The sequence below is a fragment of the Pseudomonas sp. FP2300 genome, from assembly GCF_030687595.1.
GTDB lineage: Bacteria > Pseudomonadota > Gammaproteobacteria > Pseudomonadales > Pseudomonadaceae > Aquipseudomonas > Aquipseudomonas bijieensis.
Genome location: NZ_CP117440.1, coordinates 1,425,569 through 1,441,567, shown reverse-complemented (window position 1 = coordinate 1,441,567; position 15,999 = coordinate 1,425,569). Strand labels below are relative to the sequence as shown.

The 15,999-nt window shown below is 61.5% G+C and carries 18 protein-coding genes; 13 read left to right on the top strand and 5 right to left on the bottom strand.

The window, feature by feature from the left end; all coding sequences use genetic code 11:
- The first annotated feature begins 103 nt into the window (after window positions 1-103).
- The 8 genes from livH (at window position 104) to PSH86_RS06290 (ending at window position 6,369) form a co-directional block, all read left to right on the top strand.
- Window positions 104-1,027, top strand: a complete 924-nt coding sequence (livH, locus tag PSH86_RS06325) for a high-affinity branched-chain amino acid ABC transporter permease LivH (RefSeq protein ID WP_109755720.1) — start codon at window positions 104-106, stop codon at window positions 1,025-1,027.
- Window positions 1,024-2,277 (top strand): high-affinity branched-chain amino acid ABC transporter permease LivM, encoded by a 1,254-nt coding sequence (locus PSH86_RS06320; protein WP_109755719.1) that lies wholly within the window; start codon window positions 1,024-1,026, stop codon window positions 2,275-2,277. Before livH ends, PSH86_RS06320 begins: the two co-directional genes overlap by 4 nt.
- Window positions 2,274-3,041: a high-affinity branched-chain amino acid ABC transporter ATP-binding protein LivG gene (gene livG, locus PSH86_RS06315; RefSeq protein WP_014336890.1), complete on the top strand. Its 768-nt coding sequence runs from the start codon at window positions 2,274-2,276 to the stop codon at window positions 3,039-3,041. Before PSH86_RS06320 ends, livG begins: the two co-directional genes overlap by 4 nt.
- On the top strand, window positions 3,042-3,743 hold the full coding sequence (locus tag PSH86_RS06310) for an ABC transporter ATP-binding protein (RefSeq protein ID WP_109755718.1): 702 nt from the start codon (window positions 3,042-3,044) through the stop codon (window positions 3,741-3,743).
- Between the two features lie 197 nt (window positions 3,744-3,940).
- Entirely contained in the window at window positions 3,941-4,246 is a 306-nt protein-coding gene (locus PSH86_RS06305; protein ID WP_109755717.1) for a DUF2282 domain-containing protein, read from the top strand.
- Window positions 4,247-4,271: 25 nt separating this feature from the next.
- Entirely contained in the window at window positions 4,272-5,141 is an 870-nt protein-coding gene (locus PSH86_RS06300) for a DUF692 domain-containing protein (protein WP_109755716.1), read from the top strand.
- Entirely contained in the window at window positions 5,138-5,896 is a 759-nt protein-coding gene (locus PSH86_RS06295) for a DUF2063 domain-containing protein (RefSeq protein WP_116831609.1), read from the top strand. The genes PSH86_RS06300 and PSH86_RS06295 overlap by 4 nt, the downstream gene beginning before the upstream one ends.
- Entirely contained in the window at window positions 5,893-6,369 is a 477-nt protein-coding gene (locus PSH86_RS06290) for a DoxX family protein (RefSeq protein ID WP_163855092.1), read from the top strand. The genes PSH86_RS06295 and PSH86_RS06290 overlap by 4 nt, the downstream gene beginning before the upstream one ends.
- A 35-nt stretch (window positions 6,370-6,404) precedes the next feature.
- Here the strand turns inward: PSH86_RS06290 and PSH86_RS06285 are convergent, their stop codons facing one another.
- Complete coding sequence (locus PSH86_RS06285; RefSeq protein ID WP_176688524.1) at window positions 6,405-7,319, bottom strand: LysR family transcriptional regulator; 915 nt, start codon at window positions 7,317-7,319, stop codon at window positions 6,405-6,407.
- Window positions 7,320-7,423: 104 nt separating this feature from the next.
- Here PSH86_RS06285 and PSH86_RS06280 point away from each other — a divergent pair, with 104 nt between their 5' ends.
- From PSH86_RS06280 to PSH86_RS06270, 3 genes are all read left to right on the top strand, one after another.
- Complete coding sequence (locus tag PSH86_RS06280; protein ID WP_163855096.1) at window positions 7,424-8,023, top strand: short chain dehydrogenase; 600 nt, start codon at window positions 7,424-7,426, stop codon at window positions 8,021-8,023.
- 61 nt (window positions 8,024-8,084) lie between these two features.
- Window positions 8,085-8,759, top strand: coding sequence for a COG3650 family protein (locus tag PSH86_RS06275; RefSeq protein WP_163858893.1), 675 nt, complete (start codon window positions 8,085-8,087; stop codon window positions 8,757-8,759).
- 73 nt (window positions 8,760-8,832) lie between these two features.
- Window positions 8,833-10,446 carry an NAD(P)/FAD-dependent oxidoreductase gene (locus PSH86_RS06270; RefSeq protein WP_176688525.1) on the top strand — a complete coding sequence of 538 codons (1,614 nt, stop codon included), beginning with the start codon at window positions 8,833-8,835 and terminating at the stop codon, window positions 10,444-10,446.
- Between the two features lie 182 nt (window positions 10,447-10,628).
- Here PSH86_RS06270 and PSH86_RS06265 read toward each other — a convergent pair whose 3' ends face one another.
- Window positions 10,629-11,723: a PLP-dependent cysteine synthase family protein gene (locus PSH86_RS06265; protein ID WP_109755710.1), complete on the bottom strand. Its 1,095-nt coding sequence runs from the start codon at window positions 11,721-11,723 to the stop codon at window positions 10,629-10,631.
- 268 nt (window positions 11,724-11,991) lie between these two features.
- Between PSH86_RS06265 and nhaA the strand changes: the two genes are divergently transcribed.
- A complete protein-coding gene (nhaA, locus tag PSH86_RS06260; protein WP_109755709.1) occupies window positions 11,992-13,179 on the top strand; it encodes a Na+/H+ antiporter NhaA in 1,188 nt (395 codons plus the stop codon).
- 136 nt (window positions 13,180-13,315) lie between these two features.
- Here the strand turns inward: nhaA and PSH86_RS06255 are convergent, their stop codons facing one another.
- Window positions 13,316-13,780: a glycine zipper 2TM domain-containing protein gene (locus PSH86_RS06255; RefSeq protein ID WP_003184697.1), complete on the bottom strand. Its 465-nt coding sequence runs from the start codon at window positions 13,778-13,780 to the stop codon at window positions 13,316-13,318.
- Between the two features lie 170 nt (window positions 13,781-13,950).
- Between PSH86_RS06255 and PSH86_RS06250 the strand changes: the two genes are divergently transcribed.
- The gene (locus PSH86_RS06250; protein WP_109755708.1) at window positions 13,951-14,184 is read left to right on the top strand and encodes a hypothetical protein; all 234 of its coding nucleotides are present in this window, start codon (window positions 13,951-13,953) and stop codon (window positions 14,182-14,184) included.
- Here the strand turns inward: PSH86_RS06250 and pdxH are convergent.
- A complete protein-coding gene (gene pdxH / locus PSH86_RS06245; RefSeq protein ID WP_109755707.1) occupies window positions 14,181-14,828 on the bottom strand; it encodes a pyridoxamine 5'-phosphate oxidase in 648 nt (215 codons plus the stop codon). The genes PSH86_RS06250 and pdxH overlap by 4 nt on opposite strands.
- A gap of 24 nt (window positions 14,829-14,852) precedes the next feature.
- Window positions 14,853-15,965 carry an OmpA family protein gene (locus PSH86_RS06240; protein ID WP_109755706.1) on the bottom strand — a complete coding sequence of 371 codons (1,113 nt, stop codon included), beginning with the start codon at window positions 15,963-15,965 and terminating at the stop codon, window positions 14,853-14,855.
- Window positions 15,966-15,999: the final 34 nt, after the last annotated feature.

Below are 15,999 nucleotides of genomic sequence, written 5' to 3'. Positions count from 1 at the left end.
TTCGCTGGCAAACGCTCGGGGCGAATGTGATCAGAGAACACAGCACCGGGCCGGAACATGACTCCACCAGTGAAATGCGTATCGGGTTTTTAGGAGCGCTGTAATGCCTGAGATCTATCATTTTTTCCAACAGCTGGTTAATGGCCTGACCATTGGCAGCACCTATGCCTTGATAGCCATTGGCTACACAATGGTCTACGGCATCATTGGAATGATTAACTTCGCCCATGGCGAGGTCTACATGATCGGTTCCTACGTGGCTTTCATCGCCCTTGCCGGGCTGGCCATGATGGGTATCGATTCACTGCCGCTGTTAATGACCGCCGCGTTCGTGGCGTCGATCATCGTAACCAGTGCCTATGGCTACAGTATCGAGCGCGTTGCCTACCGCCCCTTGCGTAGCAGCAACCGATTGATCCCGCTGATCTCCGCCATCGGCATGTCGATCTTCCTGCAGAACACCGTATTGCTGTCCCAGGACTCCAAGGACAAGTCGATTCCCAACCTGATCCCGGGGAGCTTCTCCTTCGGCCCGGGCGGCGCCGAAGAAGTACTGGTTTCCTACATGCAGATCCTGGTGTTCATCGTGACCCTGGTCGCCATGCTCGGGCTGACGCTGTTCATCTCCCGTTCCCGCCTTGGCCGCGCCTGCCGCGCCTGCGCCGAGGACATCAAGATGGCCAACCTGCTGGGCATCAACACCAATAACATCATCGCCCTCACCTTCGTCATCGGTGCCGCGCTGGCGGCTGTCGCCGCGGTGCTGCTGAGCATGCAGTACGGCGTGATCAACCCCAACGCCGGTTTCCTGGTGGGCCTGAAGGCCTTTACCGCAGCGGTACTGGGTGGCATCGGCAGCATTCCGGGCGCGATGCTCGGCGGGCTGGTGCTTGGGGTGGCCGAAGCGTTCGGTGCCGATATCTTTGGCGACCAGTACAAGGACGTCGTGGCGTTCGGTCTCCTGGTCCTGGTCCTGTTGTTCCGGCCGACCGGCATCCTGGGCCGTCCGGAGGTTGAGAAAGTATGAACAAATATCTTAAACAGGCGCTGTTCAGCGCCGCGCTGGTCTGGGCCGTGGCCTTCCCTGTGCTGGGCCTCAAGCTGAGCATCGTCGGGGTCAACCTTGAAGTGCATGGCACCGGTCCCCTGACATTGAGCGTGATTGCCCTGTGCTCGGTGCTGATGTTCCTGCGGGTGCTGTTCAGCCAACAGGTCGGCACGCTGTTGCGCTCCAACCGCGGCCCGCTGGTTTCGCCCAAGGTCAGCCAGTTCCTGTCCCTGCCTCGCACCCAGCGCCAGATCATCATCGCGTTGATCGTGGTTGCGCTGGTCTGGCCGTTCTTCGGCTCCCGCGGCGCGGTGGACATCGCCACGCTGATCCTGATCTATGTCCTGCTGGGACTGGGCCTGAACATCGTGGTCGGCCTGGCCGGCCTGCTCGACCTGGGTTATGTGGGCTTCTACGCCGTCGGTGCCTACAGCTATGCGCTGCTGTCCCATTACTTTGGCCTGAGCTTCTGGATCTGCCTGCCCATCGCCGGGATGATGGCGGCCACCTTCGGCTTCCTGCTGGGCTTCCCGGTGCTGCGGCTGCGGGGCGACTACCTGGCCATCGTGACCCTGGGCTTCGGCGAGATCATCCGGTTGTTCCTGCGTAACCTCACCGACCTCACCGGCGGCCCCAACGGCATCAGCAACATTCCCAAGCCGACGTTCTTCGGGCTGAGCTTCGACCGCACCGCGGCCGAGGGCATGCAGACCTTCCACCAGTTCTTCGGGCTGACCTACAACCCCGTCAGCAAGGTGGTGTTCCTCTACCTGGTCGCGCTGTTGCTGGCCCTGGCCGCGCTGTTCGTCATCAACCGCCTGTTGCGCATGCCAATCGGCCGTGCATGGGAAGCGTTGCGTGAAGACGAAATCGCCTGCCGTGCCCTGGGTCTCAACCCAACCGTGATCAAGCTGTCGGCCTTCACCCTCGGTGCCGCCTTCGCTGGTTTTGCCGGTAGCTTCTTCGCCGCCCGCCAGGGCCTGGTGACGCCGGAATCCTTCACCTTCATCGAATCGGCGATCATCCTCGCCATCGTGGTACTGGGTGGGATGGGCTCGCAGCTGGGCGTGATCCTGGCAGCCATCGTGATGATCCTGCTGCCCGAAATGATGCGTGAATTCAGTGAATACCGCATGTTGATGTTCGGCGCCTTGATGGTGCTGATGATGATTTGGCGTCCTCAAGGTCTGTTGCCTATGCAACGCCCCCACATGGAGCTGCGCAAATGAGCCGCGAGATCCTCAAAGTCGAAAACTTGAGCATGCGCTTCGGCGGCTTGCTGGCGGTCAACGGCGTGGCCCTGACCGTGAAAGAGAAACAAGTGGTTGCGCTGATCGGACCGAACGGCGCGGGCAAGACCACCGTGTTCAACTGCCTGACCGGCTTCTACCAGCCCACCGGCGGCACCATCGTGCTGGACGGCGAGCCGATCCAGGGCCTGCCCGGCCATCAGATCGCCCGCAAGGGTGTAGTGCGCACCTTTCAGAACGTGCGGCTGTTCAAGGACATGACGGCGGTCGAGAACCTGTTGATCGCCCAGCATCGTCACCTGAACACCAACTTCTTTGCCGGCCTGTTCAAGACCCCGGCGTTCCGCAAAAGCGAACGCGAGGCCATGGAGTACGCCGAGTACTGGCTGGAGAAGGTCAACCTCAAGGAGTTCGCCAACCGTACCGCCGGGACCCTGGCCTACGGTCAGCAACGGCGCCTGGAAATTGCCCGCTGCATGATGACCCGTCCGCGGATCCTCATGCTCGACGAGCCGGCCGCCGGCCTGAACCCCAAGGAAACCGAAGACCTCAAAGCCCTGATCGGCGTGTTGCGTGAAGAGCACAATGTCACCGTGCTGCTGATCGAGCACGACATGAAGCTGGTCATGAGCATTTCCGACCACATCGTCGTGATCAACCAGGGCACGCCCCTGGCCAACGGCTCGCCGGAACAGATCCGCGACAATCCTGAAGTGATCAAAGCCTACCTGGGGGAAGCGTAAATGCTGCAGTTCGAAAACGTTTCCACCTTCTATGGCAAGATCCAGGCCCTGCACAGCGTCAACGTGGAGGTCCGCCAGGGCGAAATCGTGACGCTGATCGGAGCCAACGGCGCCGGCAAGTCCACCCTGCTGATGACGCTCTGCGGTTCGCCCCAGGCCCACAGCGGCAGCATCCGCTACATGGGTGAGGAACTGGTGGGCCAGGACTCGTCACACATCATGCGCAAGAGCATCGCGGTGGTGCCGGAAGGCCGTCGGGTCTTTGCCCGCCTGACCGTGGAAGAAAACCTCGCCATGGGCGGGTTCTTCACCGACAAGGGCGACTATCAGGAGCAAATGGACAAGGTGCTGCACCTTTTCCCCCGCCTGAAAGAACGCTTTACCCAGCGCGGCGGCACCATGTCCGGCGGCGAACAGCAAATGCTCGCCATCGGCCGCGCACTGATGAGCAAGCCCAAGCTGCTGCTGCTCGACGAGCCTTCGTTGGGCCTGGCGCCGATCATCATCCAGCAGATCTTCGACATCATCGAACAACTGCGCAAGGATGGCGTGACGGTGTTCCTGGTGGAGCAGAACGCCAACCAGGCGCTGAAAATCGCCGACCGGGCGTACGTGCTGGAGAACGGTCGCGTGGTGATGCAAGGCACCGGTGAAGCGCTGCTGATCGACCCGAAAGTGCGCGAGGCGTACTTGGGCGGTTGAGTCTGTCGCAATGAAAAAACGGCCTTCGGGCCGTTTTTTTTTGGGGCAAGCCTTGCTCCCACAAAAACCTACCCTCACCCCATTGGGTTTCGAAATAAAAAATCGAGAACCGCTGTAACACTTCCCCACGCCCCTTCTCTAGTTCAGCAGACCGGCGCTAACGCCGGTTCATTTCCCTGAAGAACTGGAGAATCACCATGACTGCTTCGACTCGCACCCTGTCCGCCACCGCCCTGATCCTGGCCCTGGGTTCTGCCCTGAGCATGACGGCCGTCTCGTCCGCCCACGCAGCCGACGACAACATGGAAAAATGCTTCGGCGTCGCCCTCAAAGGCATGAACAACTGCGCCGCCGGTGCCGGCACCACCTGCGCCGGCACCGCGAAAATGGACTATCAAGGCAACGCGTGGAAATCGGTCCCTAAAGGCACTTGCACCACCCTTGAAAGCAAGACCTCCCCCACCGGCTTCGGCCAACTCCAAGCGTTCAAAGCCAAGTCCTGATCGCATCTGCCTGAGGCCCACTGCCATGTCCACTGCGCTTTTCCTCGCCACTGATACCCGATTGCCGCCAAGGGCGGGTCTGGGGCTCAAGGCCGAGCATTTCCATGAAGTACTCCAGACCCAACCGGATCTGGGCTTCTTCGAAGTGCATGCGGAAAACTACATGGTGGCTGGTGGGCCGTTTCATCACTACCTGGGGCGGATACGCGAACAGTACCCGCTGTCGCTGCACGGCGTCGGCCTGTCGATCGGTGGCGAAGGGCCGCTGGATGTCACGCATTTGCGGCGCCTGGCCACACTGATCGAACGCTATCAGCCCCAGTCCTTTTCCGAACACCTGGCCTGGTCCAGCCATGGCCCGGTGTTCCTCAATGACCTGCTGCCCCTGGCCTACGACCAGGCGAGCCTCGACCGTGTCTGCGAACACGTCGATCAGGTGCAGTCCAGCCTCAAATGCCGGCTGTTGCTGGAAAACCCGGCCACTTATCTGACGTTCGAGGAATCGACCCTCGACGAACCTCACTTCATTGGCGAAGTCATTCGTCGCACCGGCTGCGGCCTGCTATTGGATGTGAACAACGTCTACGTTTCGTGCATCAACCACAGCCGCGATCCACAGGTCTACCTCGACGCCCTGCCCTTGCAAGCCACCGGCGAGATTCATCTGGCCGGGTTTGCCGAAGACGCCGACAGCCTTGGCGAGCGCCTGCTGATAGACGATCACGGGGCGCCCATCGCCAACGAAGTCTGGCAGCTGTATCGCAAGGCACTGGCGCGAACCGGGCCGGTAGCCACCCTGATCGAGCGAGACAACCACGTCCCTGCATTCGAGGTGCTGCTGGCCGAAGCGCGCCAGGCCGAGCGACTGCTAAGCGCCGCCGGAGCCCGGCCATGAGCCGCCAGAGCGAATTTGCCGCGGCCCTGCTCGATCCGCGCCAGGCCTGTCCGCCGGGCCTGATCAGCGCCAATGGCGCCGATTCCGAGAGCCGCTTCGCGGTGTACCGCAACAACGTGCTCAGCTCATTGATCAACGCCCTGGCCGACAACTATCCAGTGGTGACACAACTGGTGGGCGAGGAATTCTTCCGTGGCATGGCCGGTGTCTATGTCCAGTCGGCGGCACCACGGAGCCCGATCATGAGCGACTACGGTGCCGATTTTTCCGGTTTCATCGAACGCTTCGAACCCGCCGCCGGCGTGCCCTATCTCGCGGACGTGGCTCGCCTGGAACGGCTGCAAATCGAGGCCGGGCATGCAGCCGACGCCCAGCCCATGAGCGCGGAACGAGTCGTGGAATTACTGTCCTGCCCCACCCTCGCAGCGCATCTGAAGATCGCCTTCCACCCATCGCTGCGCCTGCTGAAATCACCTTTCGCCGTGGTCACGATCTGGGCTGCCCATCAACAAAAGCCTCTCGTAGCGTTCGAGCCGCGCGCCGCACAAAACGCCCTGGTACTGCGCAATGGCCTCGACGTGGAAGTGCTCGCGATCAGCCATGGTGCCCATGCCTTCATCACCTCCCTGCAGCAAGGCCTACCCCTGACAGCGGCAATCGAGCGCTACACCGACCTCGACCTGGAGCACCTCCTGGGGAGGCTCATCCGCCACCAGGCCATCACTGGCCTCCTATCTGAACAGGTAACCCAATGAACGCCCTGATTACTGGTTTCATTCAATGGCTGGAGAAAATCCCCCACAGCCTGATCGCCTTTATTGCCCGTTTCTCCATCGCCGCGGTGTTCTGGAAGTCCGGCCAGACCAAAATCGAAGGCCTGGCCATCGACCTGTTCGACGGCACCTTCCAGATCGGCCTGCCGCATCTGGCGGACTCGACCATTCCCCTGTTCAAAAGCGAATACGCCCTGCCGTTGCTGTCGCCGGAACTGGCGGCGCATCTGGCGGCCTCTGCTGAACATGTATTCCCGGTGTTGATTCTGTTTGGCCTGGCAACACGTTTCTCGGCGATGGCCTTGCTGGGCATGACCTTGACCATTCAGCTGTTTGTCTACCCGGACGCCTACCCCACCCACGGCACTTGGGCAGCGGTATTGCTCTACCTGATGGCGCGCGGACCGGGGTTGCTGTCCATCGACCACCTGATCGCCAGGCGCTATGCCCGCTGACTAACCCCGCTCCCACAAGAGGCCCAATGGCCGGGCTATCGCTGCAACCGATCCAACGCCTCGCCACTGCGCTTGAACCAATCGATCAAGTAATCGGCCAACACCTGGGTGCGCTTGGGCAATCCGCCCTGGTACGGATGCACCAGGTACATCGGCATACGCCGAGTCTGGTAATCGCGTAGCACCCAGCGCAGGCGCCCGTCAGCCAATTCTTCATGCAGCAGATACGACGGCAGCCGGGCGATTCCGGCGCCGGCCAGGGCGGCTTTTTTCAGCAAGCTGTAGTGATTGCTGGCAAACGGCCCCGACACGCGGACCCGCAGCAGTTCGTGTTGCTGGTGATAGAGCCATTCTTCCCGGCCGCTGTAGTGGCTGTTGAGCAGGCAGCGGTGTTCGGCCAGGACCTGGGGGGTCGCGGGTTCGCCATAGTGTTCGAGATAGGCAGGGCTGGCGCAGGTCATTTCGTGCCACGCCAGCAACGGCCGGGCCACCAGCCGCTCATCGATGGCGGCGTCGGAGCGGATCGCCAGGTCGAAGCCGTCGCGGGTCAGGTCACGGTAACCGTTGTTGAGCTCCAGTTCGATCTGCACATCGGGATAGGTGCGAGCGAACTCCATCAGCAAGCCTTCGAAGAAGGTTTCGCCCAACGAAACCGGAACCGTCATACGCACCGGTCCAGAAACATCATCCTTCAATCGAGCCAATGCCTGACGTGCCCTTTCCACTTGCACCAGCAGCGCCTGGGCCTGGGGTAACAACGCCGCCCCTGCCGCCGTGAGGCTCAAGCGCCGGGTGGTACGTTGCAGCAACACCACCGAAAATCGGCTCTCCAACAGGCTGATGCGCTTGGACAACTGGCCTTTGCTGCAGCCCAACTGTTGGGCCGCCAGTGTGAAACTGCCGGCCTCTATCAACACGGCAAACGCCGCCAGGTCATCCATTTCGCTCATTGGATTGTTTCCAATTGAAAACCAAAGGTTGCCTATTAGCATGATTATCCAAGGAAAGAACCCCTCTAGACTGAAAACTCATTCAACCCATTGAGGAACAGCTCATGAAAATCCTGTTGATCGGCGCTAACGGCACCATCGGTTCGGCCATTGATAAGGAACTGTCGCCCCGCCACGAAATCATTCGGATCGGCCGCCACAGCGGTGAACTGCAGGTGGATATCAGCGACAGCGCCTCGATTCGTGCGCTGTTCGCAAAGACCGGCCGTTTTGATGCCCTGGTCTGCGCCGCCGGCAACGTCACCTTTGCCCCCCTGGCCGACATGACCGAAGACAGCTTTGCCCTGGGTTTGAAAGACAAGCTGATGGGCCAGGTGAACCTGCTGCTGATCGGCCGCGAATTCGCCAACGACGGCGCATCCTTCACCTTCACCACCGGCGTGCTCAGCCACGATCCGATCAAGAGCGGCGCGTCGGCGGCCCTGGTCAACGGTGCCTTGGACAGTTTCGTGCGCGCCGCGGCAATCGAGTTGCCACGGGGCTTGCGAGTCAACTCGGTGAGCCCGAACGTGTTGGTGGAAGCCATGGGCAAATACGCCCCCTACTTCCGTGGCTACAAACCAGTGCCAGCCGTCGATGTGGCATTGGCCTACGCCAAGAGTGTCGAAGGCCTACAAACCGGTCAGACCTTTCACGTGGGCTGACACCCCTTGTGATGCAGGAACAGTCTGAGTAACGTGGCGGCACTTGTCTGGAGACCCAATGATGCGTGCCGCCCGCTCCCTGCTGTTTGTCGCCCTCCTGCCGCTCTTTGCCGGCTGCCAATTGCTCGACGCCCCGCGCCAGAGCGTCTCCCACGCCGACCAGACGCGCATGCAGGGCGAACTCACGGCGGCCGATGGCAAGCTGGTGTTCCAGCCATGCCAGGAACAGCGCCGCTACATCGTCAACGACAGCGGTGGTACCAGCGTGCTGCAACAGGCCGCCAGCCTGGCCGATGAACAGGGCAAACTGTTTGCCGATATGCGCGGTCGTATCGGCTCCAGCGCGGCGGCCGGCACCGATAGCCAGCTGGAGGTGGAGCAGCTCTATCGCCTGGAACGGTCGAGCACCGCATGCAATGACGAAAATTTCAGACTGTTGATCCTGCGCGCCGCCGGCCATGGCCCCGAGTGGAACCTCAAGGCCAGCGGCAAGGGCCTGGTGCTCGAACGTGACGGCCAGCCGCCACTGGCGGTGCCTTACATGGAGGAGCAACTGGGTGATGGTCGCCTCAACATCAGCACCGAAGCCAACGGCCAGAAGGTCGAGCTCTGGCTGGCCACCCAGCGCTGCGTCGACAGCGTCACCGGCAGTGTGCAACACATGAGCGCCGAACTGCGGGTCAACGGACAGGTCCAGCGCGGCTGCGCCTATTTCGGCGGCGCGCGCAACGACTGACTCACAGGTTTTGGCTTATAATCGCCGGTTCACGCCCTGATGCAGTTGTGCATCCCGCGAACCGGACCCCGCCATGTTACGAATCACCGAACTCAAGCTGCCAATCGATCATCCCGAAGAAGACCTGCGCCCCGCCATCGTGCAACGCCTGGGCATCGCCAGCGATGATCTGCTCGATTTCACCTTGTTCAAGCGCAGCTACGACGCGCGCAAGAAATCCTCCGAACTGTGCTTCATCTACACCATCGACCTGACGGTGCGCGATGAAGCCAGCCTGCTGCGCAAGTTCGCCGATGACCGTAACGTCAACGAGGCGCCGGATGTCAGCTACAAAGTGGTCGGCCAGGCACCAGCCGACCTGAGCGAACGGCCAATCGTGGTCGGCTTTGGCCCGTGCGGGATCTTCGCCGCCATGTTGCTGGCACAGATGGGCTTCAAGCCGATCATCCTCGAACGCGGCCCGGAAGTGCGCCAGCGCACCAAGGACACCTGGGGCCTGTGGCGCAAAAGCGTGCTCAACCCCGAGTCCAACGTGCAGTTCGGTGAAGGCGGCGCGGGGACGTTTTCCGACGGCAAGCTCTACAGCCAGATCAAGGATCCGAAATTCCTCGGTCGCAAGGTCCTGCACGAATTCGTCAAGGCCGGCGCACCGGAAGAAATCCTCTACGTCAGCAAGCCGCACATCGGTACGTTCCGCCTGACAGGCGTAGTGGAAAACATGCGTGAGCAAATTCGCGCCCTGGGCGGTGAAGTGCGCTTCCAGCAGCGCGTCACCGATGTACTGATCGAGGACGGCCAGTTGGTCGGCGTCGAACTGGCTAGCGGTGAACGGATTCATTCCAGGCATGTGATCCTGGCCCTGGGCCACAGCGCCCGGGACACCTTCCGCATGCTCCACAGCCGTGGCGTGTACATGGAAGCCAAACCGTTCTCGGTGGGTTTCCGGATCGAACACCCGCAATCGCTGATCGACAGCGCACGCCTGGGCAAGTACGCCGGCCACCCGAAACTGGGGGCCGCCGACTACAAACTGGTGCACCACGCCAAGAACGGTCGCTCGGTGTACAGCTTCTGCATGTGCCCGGGCGGTACCGTGGTGGCCGCGACCTCCGAGCCGAACCGCGTCGTGACCAACGGCATGAGCCAGTATTCACGCAACGAGCGCAACGCCAACTCCGGCATCGTCGTCGGCATTACTCCGGAAGTGGATTATCCGGGTGGCCCACTGGCCGGGATCGAGTTGCAGGAGCGCCTGGAGTCCCACGCGTTCGTGCTCGGCGGCAGCAACTACGAGGCCCCGGCGCAACTGGTGGGCGATTTCATCGCCGGCAAGCCGTCCACGGCACTGGGCAGCGTCGAACCTTCCTACAAACCCGGCGTCTCCCTGGGCGACCTGGCCCTGGCCCTGCCGGACTTCGCCATCGAAGCCATCCGTGAAGCCCTGCCGGCGTTCGAGAAACAGATTCGCGGTTATTCGCTGCACGATGCGGTGCTGACCGGGATCGAAACCCGCACCTCGTCGCCCCTGCGCATTACCCGCAACGAATCGCTGCAGAGCCTGAACGTCAAGGGCTTGTTTCCCGCCGGTGAAGGCGCCGGTTATGCGGGCGGGATTTTGTCGGCGGGCGTGGACGGGATCCGGATTGCCGAGGCGGTGGCGCGGGATATCCTGGGGCTGGAGGCCTGACAGAAGCGTCCTTGTGAGGGCAATGCTGTTCACTCAAGGCCGAATTTGCTTAAGTGAACAGCATGACCCTGTGGGAGCGAGCCTGCTCGCGATGGCGGCCTGGCATTCAACACAGATGTTGACTGGTCCGCCGCTATCGCGAGCAGGCTCGCTCCCACAAGGGATTCCGGTGTTTTCAAGGTTCAGATATTCGCCCGCAACACACTCTCTGGCAACGCATCTCCCCTCTCCACACTCGCCGCCACGGCCGCCATCAGCCCGCTCAACTCATAGCCCTGGGCTTTGAGCCACGCGGGGTCGTAATAGGTCGTGGCATAGCGCTCGCCGCCGTCACACAAAATCGCCACGATCGATCCCGACTCCCCTGCCTCCATCATCTGCTTCGCGGCGATCAACGCACCGATCAGGTTGGTACCGCTGGAACCACCAACCCGTCGTCCCAAGCGCTCGGCCAGGTAATGCATGGCCGCCAGTGACAGGGCGTCCGGGACCTTGACCATCGCATCGATGACTTTGGGCAAGAACGACGCCTCGACCCGTGGTCGGCCGATACCCTCGATGCGCGAGCCGCAATCCATGCGCAGATTGGCATCGCCGCTGCGGTAGTAGTCGAAGAACACCGAACGCTCGGCGTCGGCACACAACACCCGGGTGCCGTGCTGGCGATAACGCACGTAGCGCCCCAGGGTGGCCGTGGTGCCGCCCGTGCCGGGACTGGAAATCAGCCAGCTTGGCTCCGGATGCCGCTCGAAGCGCATCTGCTGGAAGATCGATTCGGCAATGTTGTTATTGGCCCGCCAGTCCGTGGCGCGCTCGGCATAGGTGAACTGGTCGATGAAATGCCCGTCATGCTCGCGGGCCAGGCGTTCGGATTCGGCGTAGATCTGCGTCGGATCGTCCACCAGATGGCTCTGGCCGCCATAGAAGGCGATCTGTGCGATTTTTTCCCTGGAGGTGGTCGCTGGCATCACTGCAATGAACGGCAGGCCCAGCAGACGGGCAAAGTACGCCTCCGAAATGGCTGTCGAACCGCTGGAAGCTTCGATCACCGGCGCCCCAGGCTTGAGCCAACCGTTACACAACGCATAGAGAAACAGCGAACGGGCCAGCCGATGCTTGAGGCTGCCAGTGGGATGGCTGGACTCATCCTTGAAATACAGTTCGATGCCCGGCAGGCCAGGCAGCGATAGCGGAATCAGGTGGGTATCGGCGCTGCGCTGGAAGTCAGCCTCGATGATGCGGATCGCTTCGCGCGCCCACTGGCGGTGGTCGTTCATGGTGTTTTCTCACTGGATCGGTTCGACGCGGGGAACCTGACGGTCATGCAGGCGCGACTTTGGTCTCGGAAAAACCAGGCACAAGCTTAGGAAAAAACCGACAGCGCGCACAGGTACAGCTAAGGTCCAATATGCGCCGTAACTGCCCGACCGCGCCGTGCAGGCGTTGTAACGCCATATAACAAAAAAGAATATAACTTTTGTTTTAACAACTAACAGTACGGGTTAGGGTGTGCCATCTTTTTGATTCGATGAATGGAGAGCGATCGTGGCTCTACGTAATTCTCTGACACGTTTTTTCCAGCTGGAGGCGGCCAGTGGCCTGCTACTGATCGCTGCCGCCGTACTGGCCCTGGCCATCAATAATTCGCCGCTGTCCTGGCTGTATAACGGCCTGCTGGACACCCCGGTGGTGGCCCAGGTCGGCGCGCTGAAAATCGCCAAACCCTTGCTGCTATGGATCAATGACGGCCTGATGGCGATGTTCTTCCTGCTCATCGGCCTGGAGGTCAAGCGCGAGGTCCTCGACGGGCAACTGTCGAAACCTTCGCAAATCGTCCTGCCGGGCGCGGCGGCGATTGGCGGCATGGTGGTGCCGGCGCTGATCTACTGGTTCCTCAACCGTGACAATCCCCCCGCCCTCGCCGGCTGGGCAATCCCGACGGCCACCGACATCGCGTTCGCCCTCGGCGTGCTGGCCTTGCTCGGCAAGCGGGTGCCGGTGTCGCTCAAGCTGTTCCTGATGACCCTGGCGATCATCGACGACCTGGGCGCCATTATCATCATCGCCATCTTCTACTCCGGCGCCCTGTCGACCTTGTCGCTCATGCTGGCAGCTGCCTGCATCGCCGCATTGGTGGCGATGAACAGGATGGGCGTGGTCAAGCTCGGGCCCTACATGGTCGTGGGCCTGATTCTCTGGGTCTGCGTACTCAAGAGCGGTGTCCACGCCACCTTGGCCGGTGTGACCCTGGCGTTCTGCATCCCGCTGCGCACGAAGAATGCCGAATCTTCACCGCTGCTGAGCCTGGAGCATGCACTGCATCCCTGGGTGGCCTACGGTATCCTGCCGCTGTTCGCCTTCGCCAACGCCGGCCTGTCCCTGAGTGGCGTCACCGTCGAAAGCTTCACCCATCACGTGCCGATGGGTATCGCGATCGGCCTGTTACTGGGCAAGACCGTCGGCGTCTTCGGCCTGACCTGGCTGGCCGTGAAAATCGGCATTGCCAGCCTGCCCGCCGGCGCCAATTGGGGTCAGGTACTGGGCGTGGCGATCCTGTGTGGCATCGGGTTCACCATGAGCCTGTTCGTCGGCTCCCTGGCGTTCGAGCCTGGCGTGAGTGACTACGCCGGCATGGATCGGATGGGGATTCTCACCGGTTCGATCCTCGCGGCGTTGTTGGGTTACGCGGTGACAGCGGCGTCCAGTCGCAAGCAGCCTGCATTGCCAAGCTGATTCCTGGCTGCCTGAGGGGTGTGTATATCCATTGCTGCGGTAACGGCTGCTTAGGGTTCCGCCCCCGGAAACAAAGCCATAAAAAAACGGCGCCTTCCGTCCAGGACAAGGCGCCGTTTTCTCAAACAATTCCAGCTTAGTGGGATACGCGACTCGTACCATCCACAGTGGAAATACGAACCCGCTCACCCACACGGAACACCTCGTTTTCCTGAACCTGCTGCACATAGGCACGCATGCTGCCGTCATCTTCACGAACGGTGATTTCCACACCCTGGGTACGAGTCAGGCCTTCTTCAGTGGCAGAGCCGATCAGGCCACCGGCCACAGCGCCAATCACTGCGGCGACGATGCTGCCACGACCGCCACCGATGGCGCTACCGCCTACACCACCGACCACGGCACCGGCTGCACCGCCGATAGGGGTCTTGGTGCCTTCGATCTTGACCGGACGCAGGGATTCGATGGTCCCCATGCGAATCGTCTGCACGCGACGCGCTTCGTCACGGGAATAGGAGTCACCGGTCAGGCTCGACTGACAGCCAGTGAGCAACATCGCCATCGTGGAAAAGGAAGCAACCAGCAAAACAGACTTACGCATAGCATCAACTCCAAAAGACAGGGATTCATTAAACTCCGCGACTTGACGCCTGTCACGGTCTCGCCGGGATAAAATTGTTTTCATTCAGGTGGGATACAGGCGCACCGGAAAAATTCACCCAACAGTAGCGCCAATTTCCAAAACCTGCGTCATCAACCCGGGGATTTTTCATGGATTATTTCATTATCGTCGCGATCACCGTGGCCGGCTTGTACTTCCACTGGTGGTTGTACGTACGGATCAAACGCTGGATGGACCGCGACCTGGCGCTGTCCCTGGCGGGGCAGGATGAACGGAAAAAGACCTACATGCTGCAACAACTGGCCCGCGCCCGGGAGCAAGGCATCAAGCGCCGGGACTTGCCGCAATGGCTTCAAACCGCTGCGGCAGGTTATCGCGGCTAAGGCGCCAGACGCTCGCGAATCCAGTTCGTCCCTTGCAGACGATAGTTGAGGCGATCGTGCAGGCGGCTCGGACGGCCTTGCCAGAACTCGATGCGCTCGGGCAGTAAACGATAACCACCCCAATGCTCCGGGCAGTGCGGCTGGCTGTCGCTGAAACGTTGTTCGGTGGCCTTGAGCAAGTCGTCCAGCTCAGCGCGCCCTGAAATCACCCGGCTCTGGGGGGAAGCCCAGGCGCCGAGACGGCTGCCCAGCGGGCGAACCTGATAATAGGCGTCCGACTCCTGCGCCGTGACCTTGACCACTTTGCCTTCGATGCGCACCTGGCGTTCCAGGGCCGGCCAGAAAAACGTCATGGCCGCGAATGGATTCGCGGCCAGTTGCTGGCCCTTGGCGCTGTCGTAGTTGGTGAAGAACGTGAAGCCCAAGGCATCCAGGCCCTTGAGCAGCAGAATTCGACAGTGCGGTCGCCCTTGTGCATCCACCGTGGCCAGGGTCATGGCGTTAGCCTCAACCGGAGCCTGCTCGGTTTTCACCGCGTCGGCGAACCATTGGTGGAACAATGCAAACGGCTCGGCCGGGGCTTGTGCCTCGGTCAAGCCATCGCGGGTGTAGTCGCGGCGCATATCAGCCAGCGGTTGGGTCATGGCGCGTTCCTTGTGGTTAGCCCATCACTGCTTGGGAGTATCGGCGGCCGCGACTTTCTTGGTATCGGTGGCGGCTTTGGCCGGTTGGGGTTTCTTCGCCGCAGTAGTGGCCTTGGCTGGCGCTTTCTTCGCCGGAGCCTTGGCCGCGGCTTTTTTGGCCGGAGCCTTCTTGGCCGTTGAGGTCACGGCTTTTTTAGCCGCAGGCGCTGGGGTCGGGGCTGCGGGCTTCACGTCCTGGGCCGCCACCAGCGTCACCGGCGCAGGGGCCGGCATGTTGTACTTGCTCAACAGCGCAACCATGGTGTTGGCCGGCGTGACCAGCAGTTCCACACGACGGTTCAAGGCACGGCCTTCCACGCTGTCGTTGGCCGCACGAGGTGCCACTGCGCCCATGCCACGCAGCATCAGGCGATCACGTTGCAGGCCGCTGAGACGGAAAATCGCCGCCACGGACTGGGCACGCTCCTGGCTGAGCTTCAAGTTCGCAGGCGCGGCGCCCGAAGTATCGGCGTGGCCGAGGATCAGCACGGCGGTCTTCGGGTCGGCTTCAAGGATCTTCGCCACGCGTGTGAACGGGCCGAGGGTCACGGGCAGCAGCATGGCCGGACGGTCTGGGTTGAAGGAGCCGTCCACGGGCGCGGTAACCACCAACACGTTGTCGCGACGTTCGAGTTCGAGCTTGCTGTCCTTGATGGCTGTGCGCAGCTTCGGTTCGTAGTCGTCGAGCCAGGCCTGGGTGACTTTCGGATCGGGCATCGGCACCGCCTTGGCGGTTTCCTGGTCCTTGCCGCCGAACGGCCACCACCACTTGCCGTTGCTTTCGGCTTCGGCCTTGGCAACGGCCGGCGCCTTGGCTTCAGGCTTGTCTTGAGGCTTGACGTCATCTTTCTTCGCGACGTCAGCAGCGTCATCGGAAGAGAACGGCCACCACCAGTGCGTAGCGCTCTCGGCCTTGGCTTGCGGAGCGACGGCGGCCGGTTTCAGGGGCGCCGCGGGTGTCGTTTCCTTGGCTACCACCTTGTCGGAAGAGCCGAACGGCCACCAGCTACTGCCGGCCTCGGCATCATTTTGTGGGGTTTGTGCGCAACCGGTGATAGCGAAGCACAGCGCCAGAGCGAGGGTTTTATTCGATGACATTGGATATCCACAAAATGATCTAAATGAAAAAACA

Bases quoted from the DNA above. Each gene is read 5' to 3' on its own strand.
- livH (WP_109755720.1), top strand. From the start codon at position 104: ATGCCTGAGATCTATCATTTTTTCCAACAGCTGGTTAATGGCCTGACC.
- PSH86_RS06320 (WP_109755719.1), top strand. From the start codon at position 1,024: ATGAACAAATATCTTAAACAGGCGCTGTTCAGCGCCGCGCTGGTCTGG.
- livG (WP_014336890.1), top strand. From the start codon at position 2,274: ATGAGCCGCGAGATCCTCAAAGTCGAAAACTTGAGCATGCGCTTCGGC.
- PSH86_RS06310 (WP_109755718.1), top strand. From the start codon at position 3,042: ATGCTGCAGTTCGAAAACGTTTCCACCTTCTATGGCAAGATCCAGGCC.
- PSH86_RS06305 (WP_109755717.1), top strand. From the start codon at position 3,941: ATGACTGCTTCGACTCGCACCCTGTCCGCCACCGCCCTGATCCTGGCC.
- PSH86_RS06300 (WP_109755716.1), top strand. From the start codon at position 4,272: ATGTCCACTGCGCTTTTCCTCGCCACTGATACCCGATTGCCGCCAAGG.
- PSH86_RS06295 (WP_116831609.1), top strand. From the start codon at position 5,138: ATGAGCCGCCAGAGCGAATTTGCCGCGGCCCTGCTCGATCCGCGCCAG.
- PSH86_RS06290 (WP_163855092.1), top strand. From the start codon at position 5,893: ATGAACGCCCTGATTACTGGTTTCATTCAATGGCTGGAGAAAATCCCC.
- PSH86_RS06285 (WP_176688524.1), bottom strand. From the start codon at position 7,319: ATGAGCGAAATGGATGACCTGGCGGCGTTTGCCGTGTTGATAGAGGCC.
- PSH86_RS06280 (WP_163855096.1), top strand. From the start codon at position 7,424: ATGAAAATCCTGTTGATCGGCGCTAACGGCACCATCGGTTCGGCCATT.
- PSH86_RS06275 (WP_163858893.1), top strand. From the start codon at position 8,085: ATGCGTGCCGCCCGCTCCCTGCTGTTTGTCGCCCTCCTGCCGCTCTTT.
- PSH86_RS06270 (WP_176688525.1), top strand. From the start codon at position 8,833: ATGTTACGAATCACCGAACTCAAGCTGCCAATCGATCATCCCGAAGAA.
- PSH86_RS06265 (WP_109755710.1), bottom strand. From the start codon at position 11,723: ATGAACGACCACCGCCAGTGGGCGCGCGAAGCGATCCGCATCATCGAG.
- PSH86_RS06255 (WP_003184697.1), bottom strand. From the start codon at position 13,780: ATGCGTAAGTCTGTTTTGCTGGTTGCTTCCTTTTCCACGATGGCGATG.
- PSH86_RS06250 (WP_109755708.1), top strand. From the start codon at position 13,951: ATGGATTATTTCATTATCGTCGCGATCACCGTGGCCGGCTTGTACTTC.
- pdxH (WP_109755707.1), bottom strand. From the start codon at position 14,828: ATGACCCAACCGCTGGCTGATATGCGCCGCGACTACACCCGCGATGGC.
- PSH86_RS06240 (WP_109755706.1), bottom strand. From the start codon at position 15,965: ATGTCATCGAATAAAACCCTCGCTCTGGCGCTGTGCTTCGCTATCACC.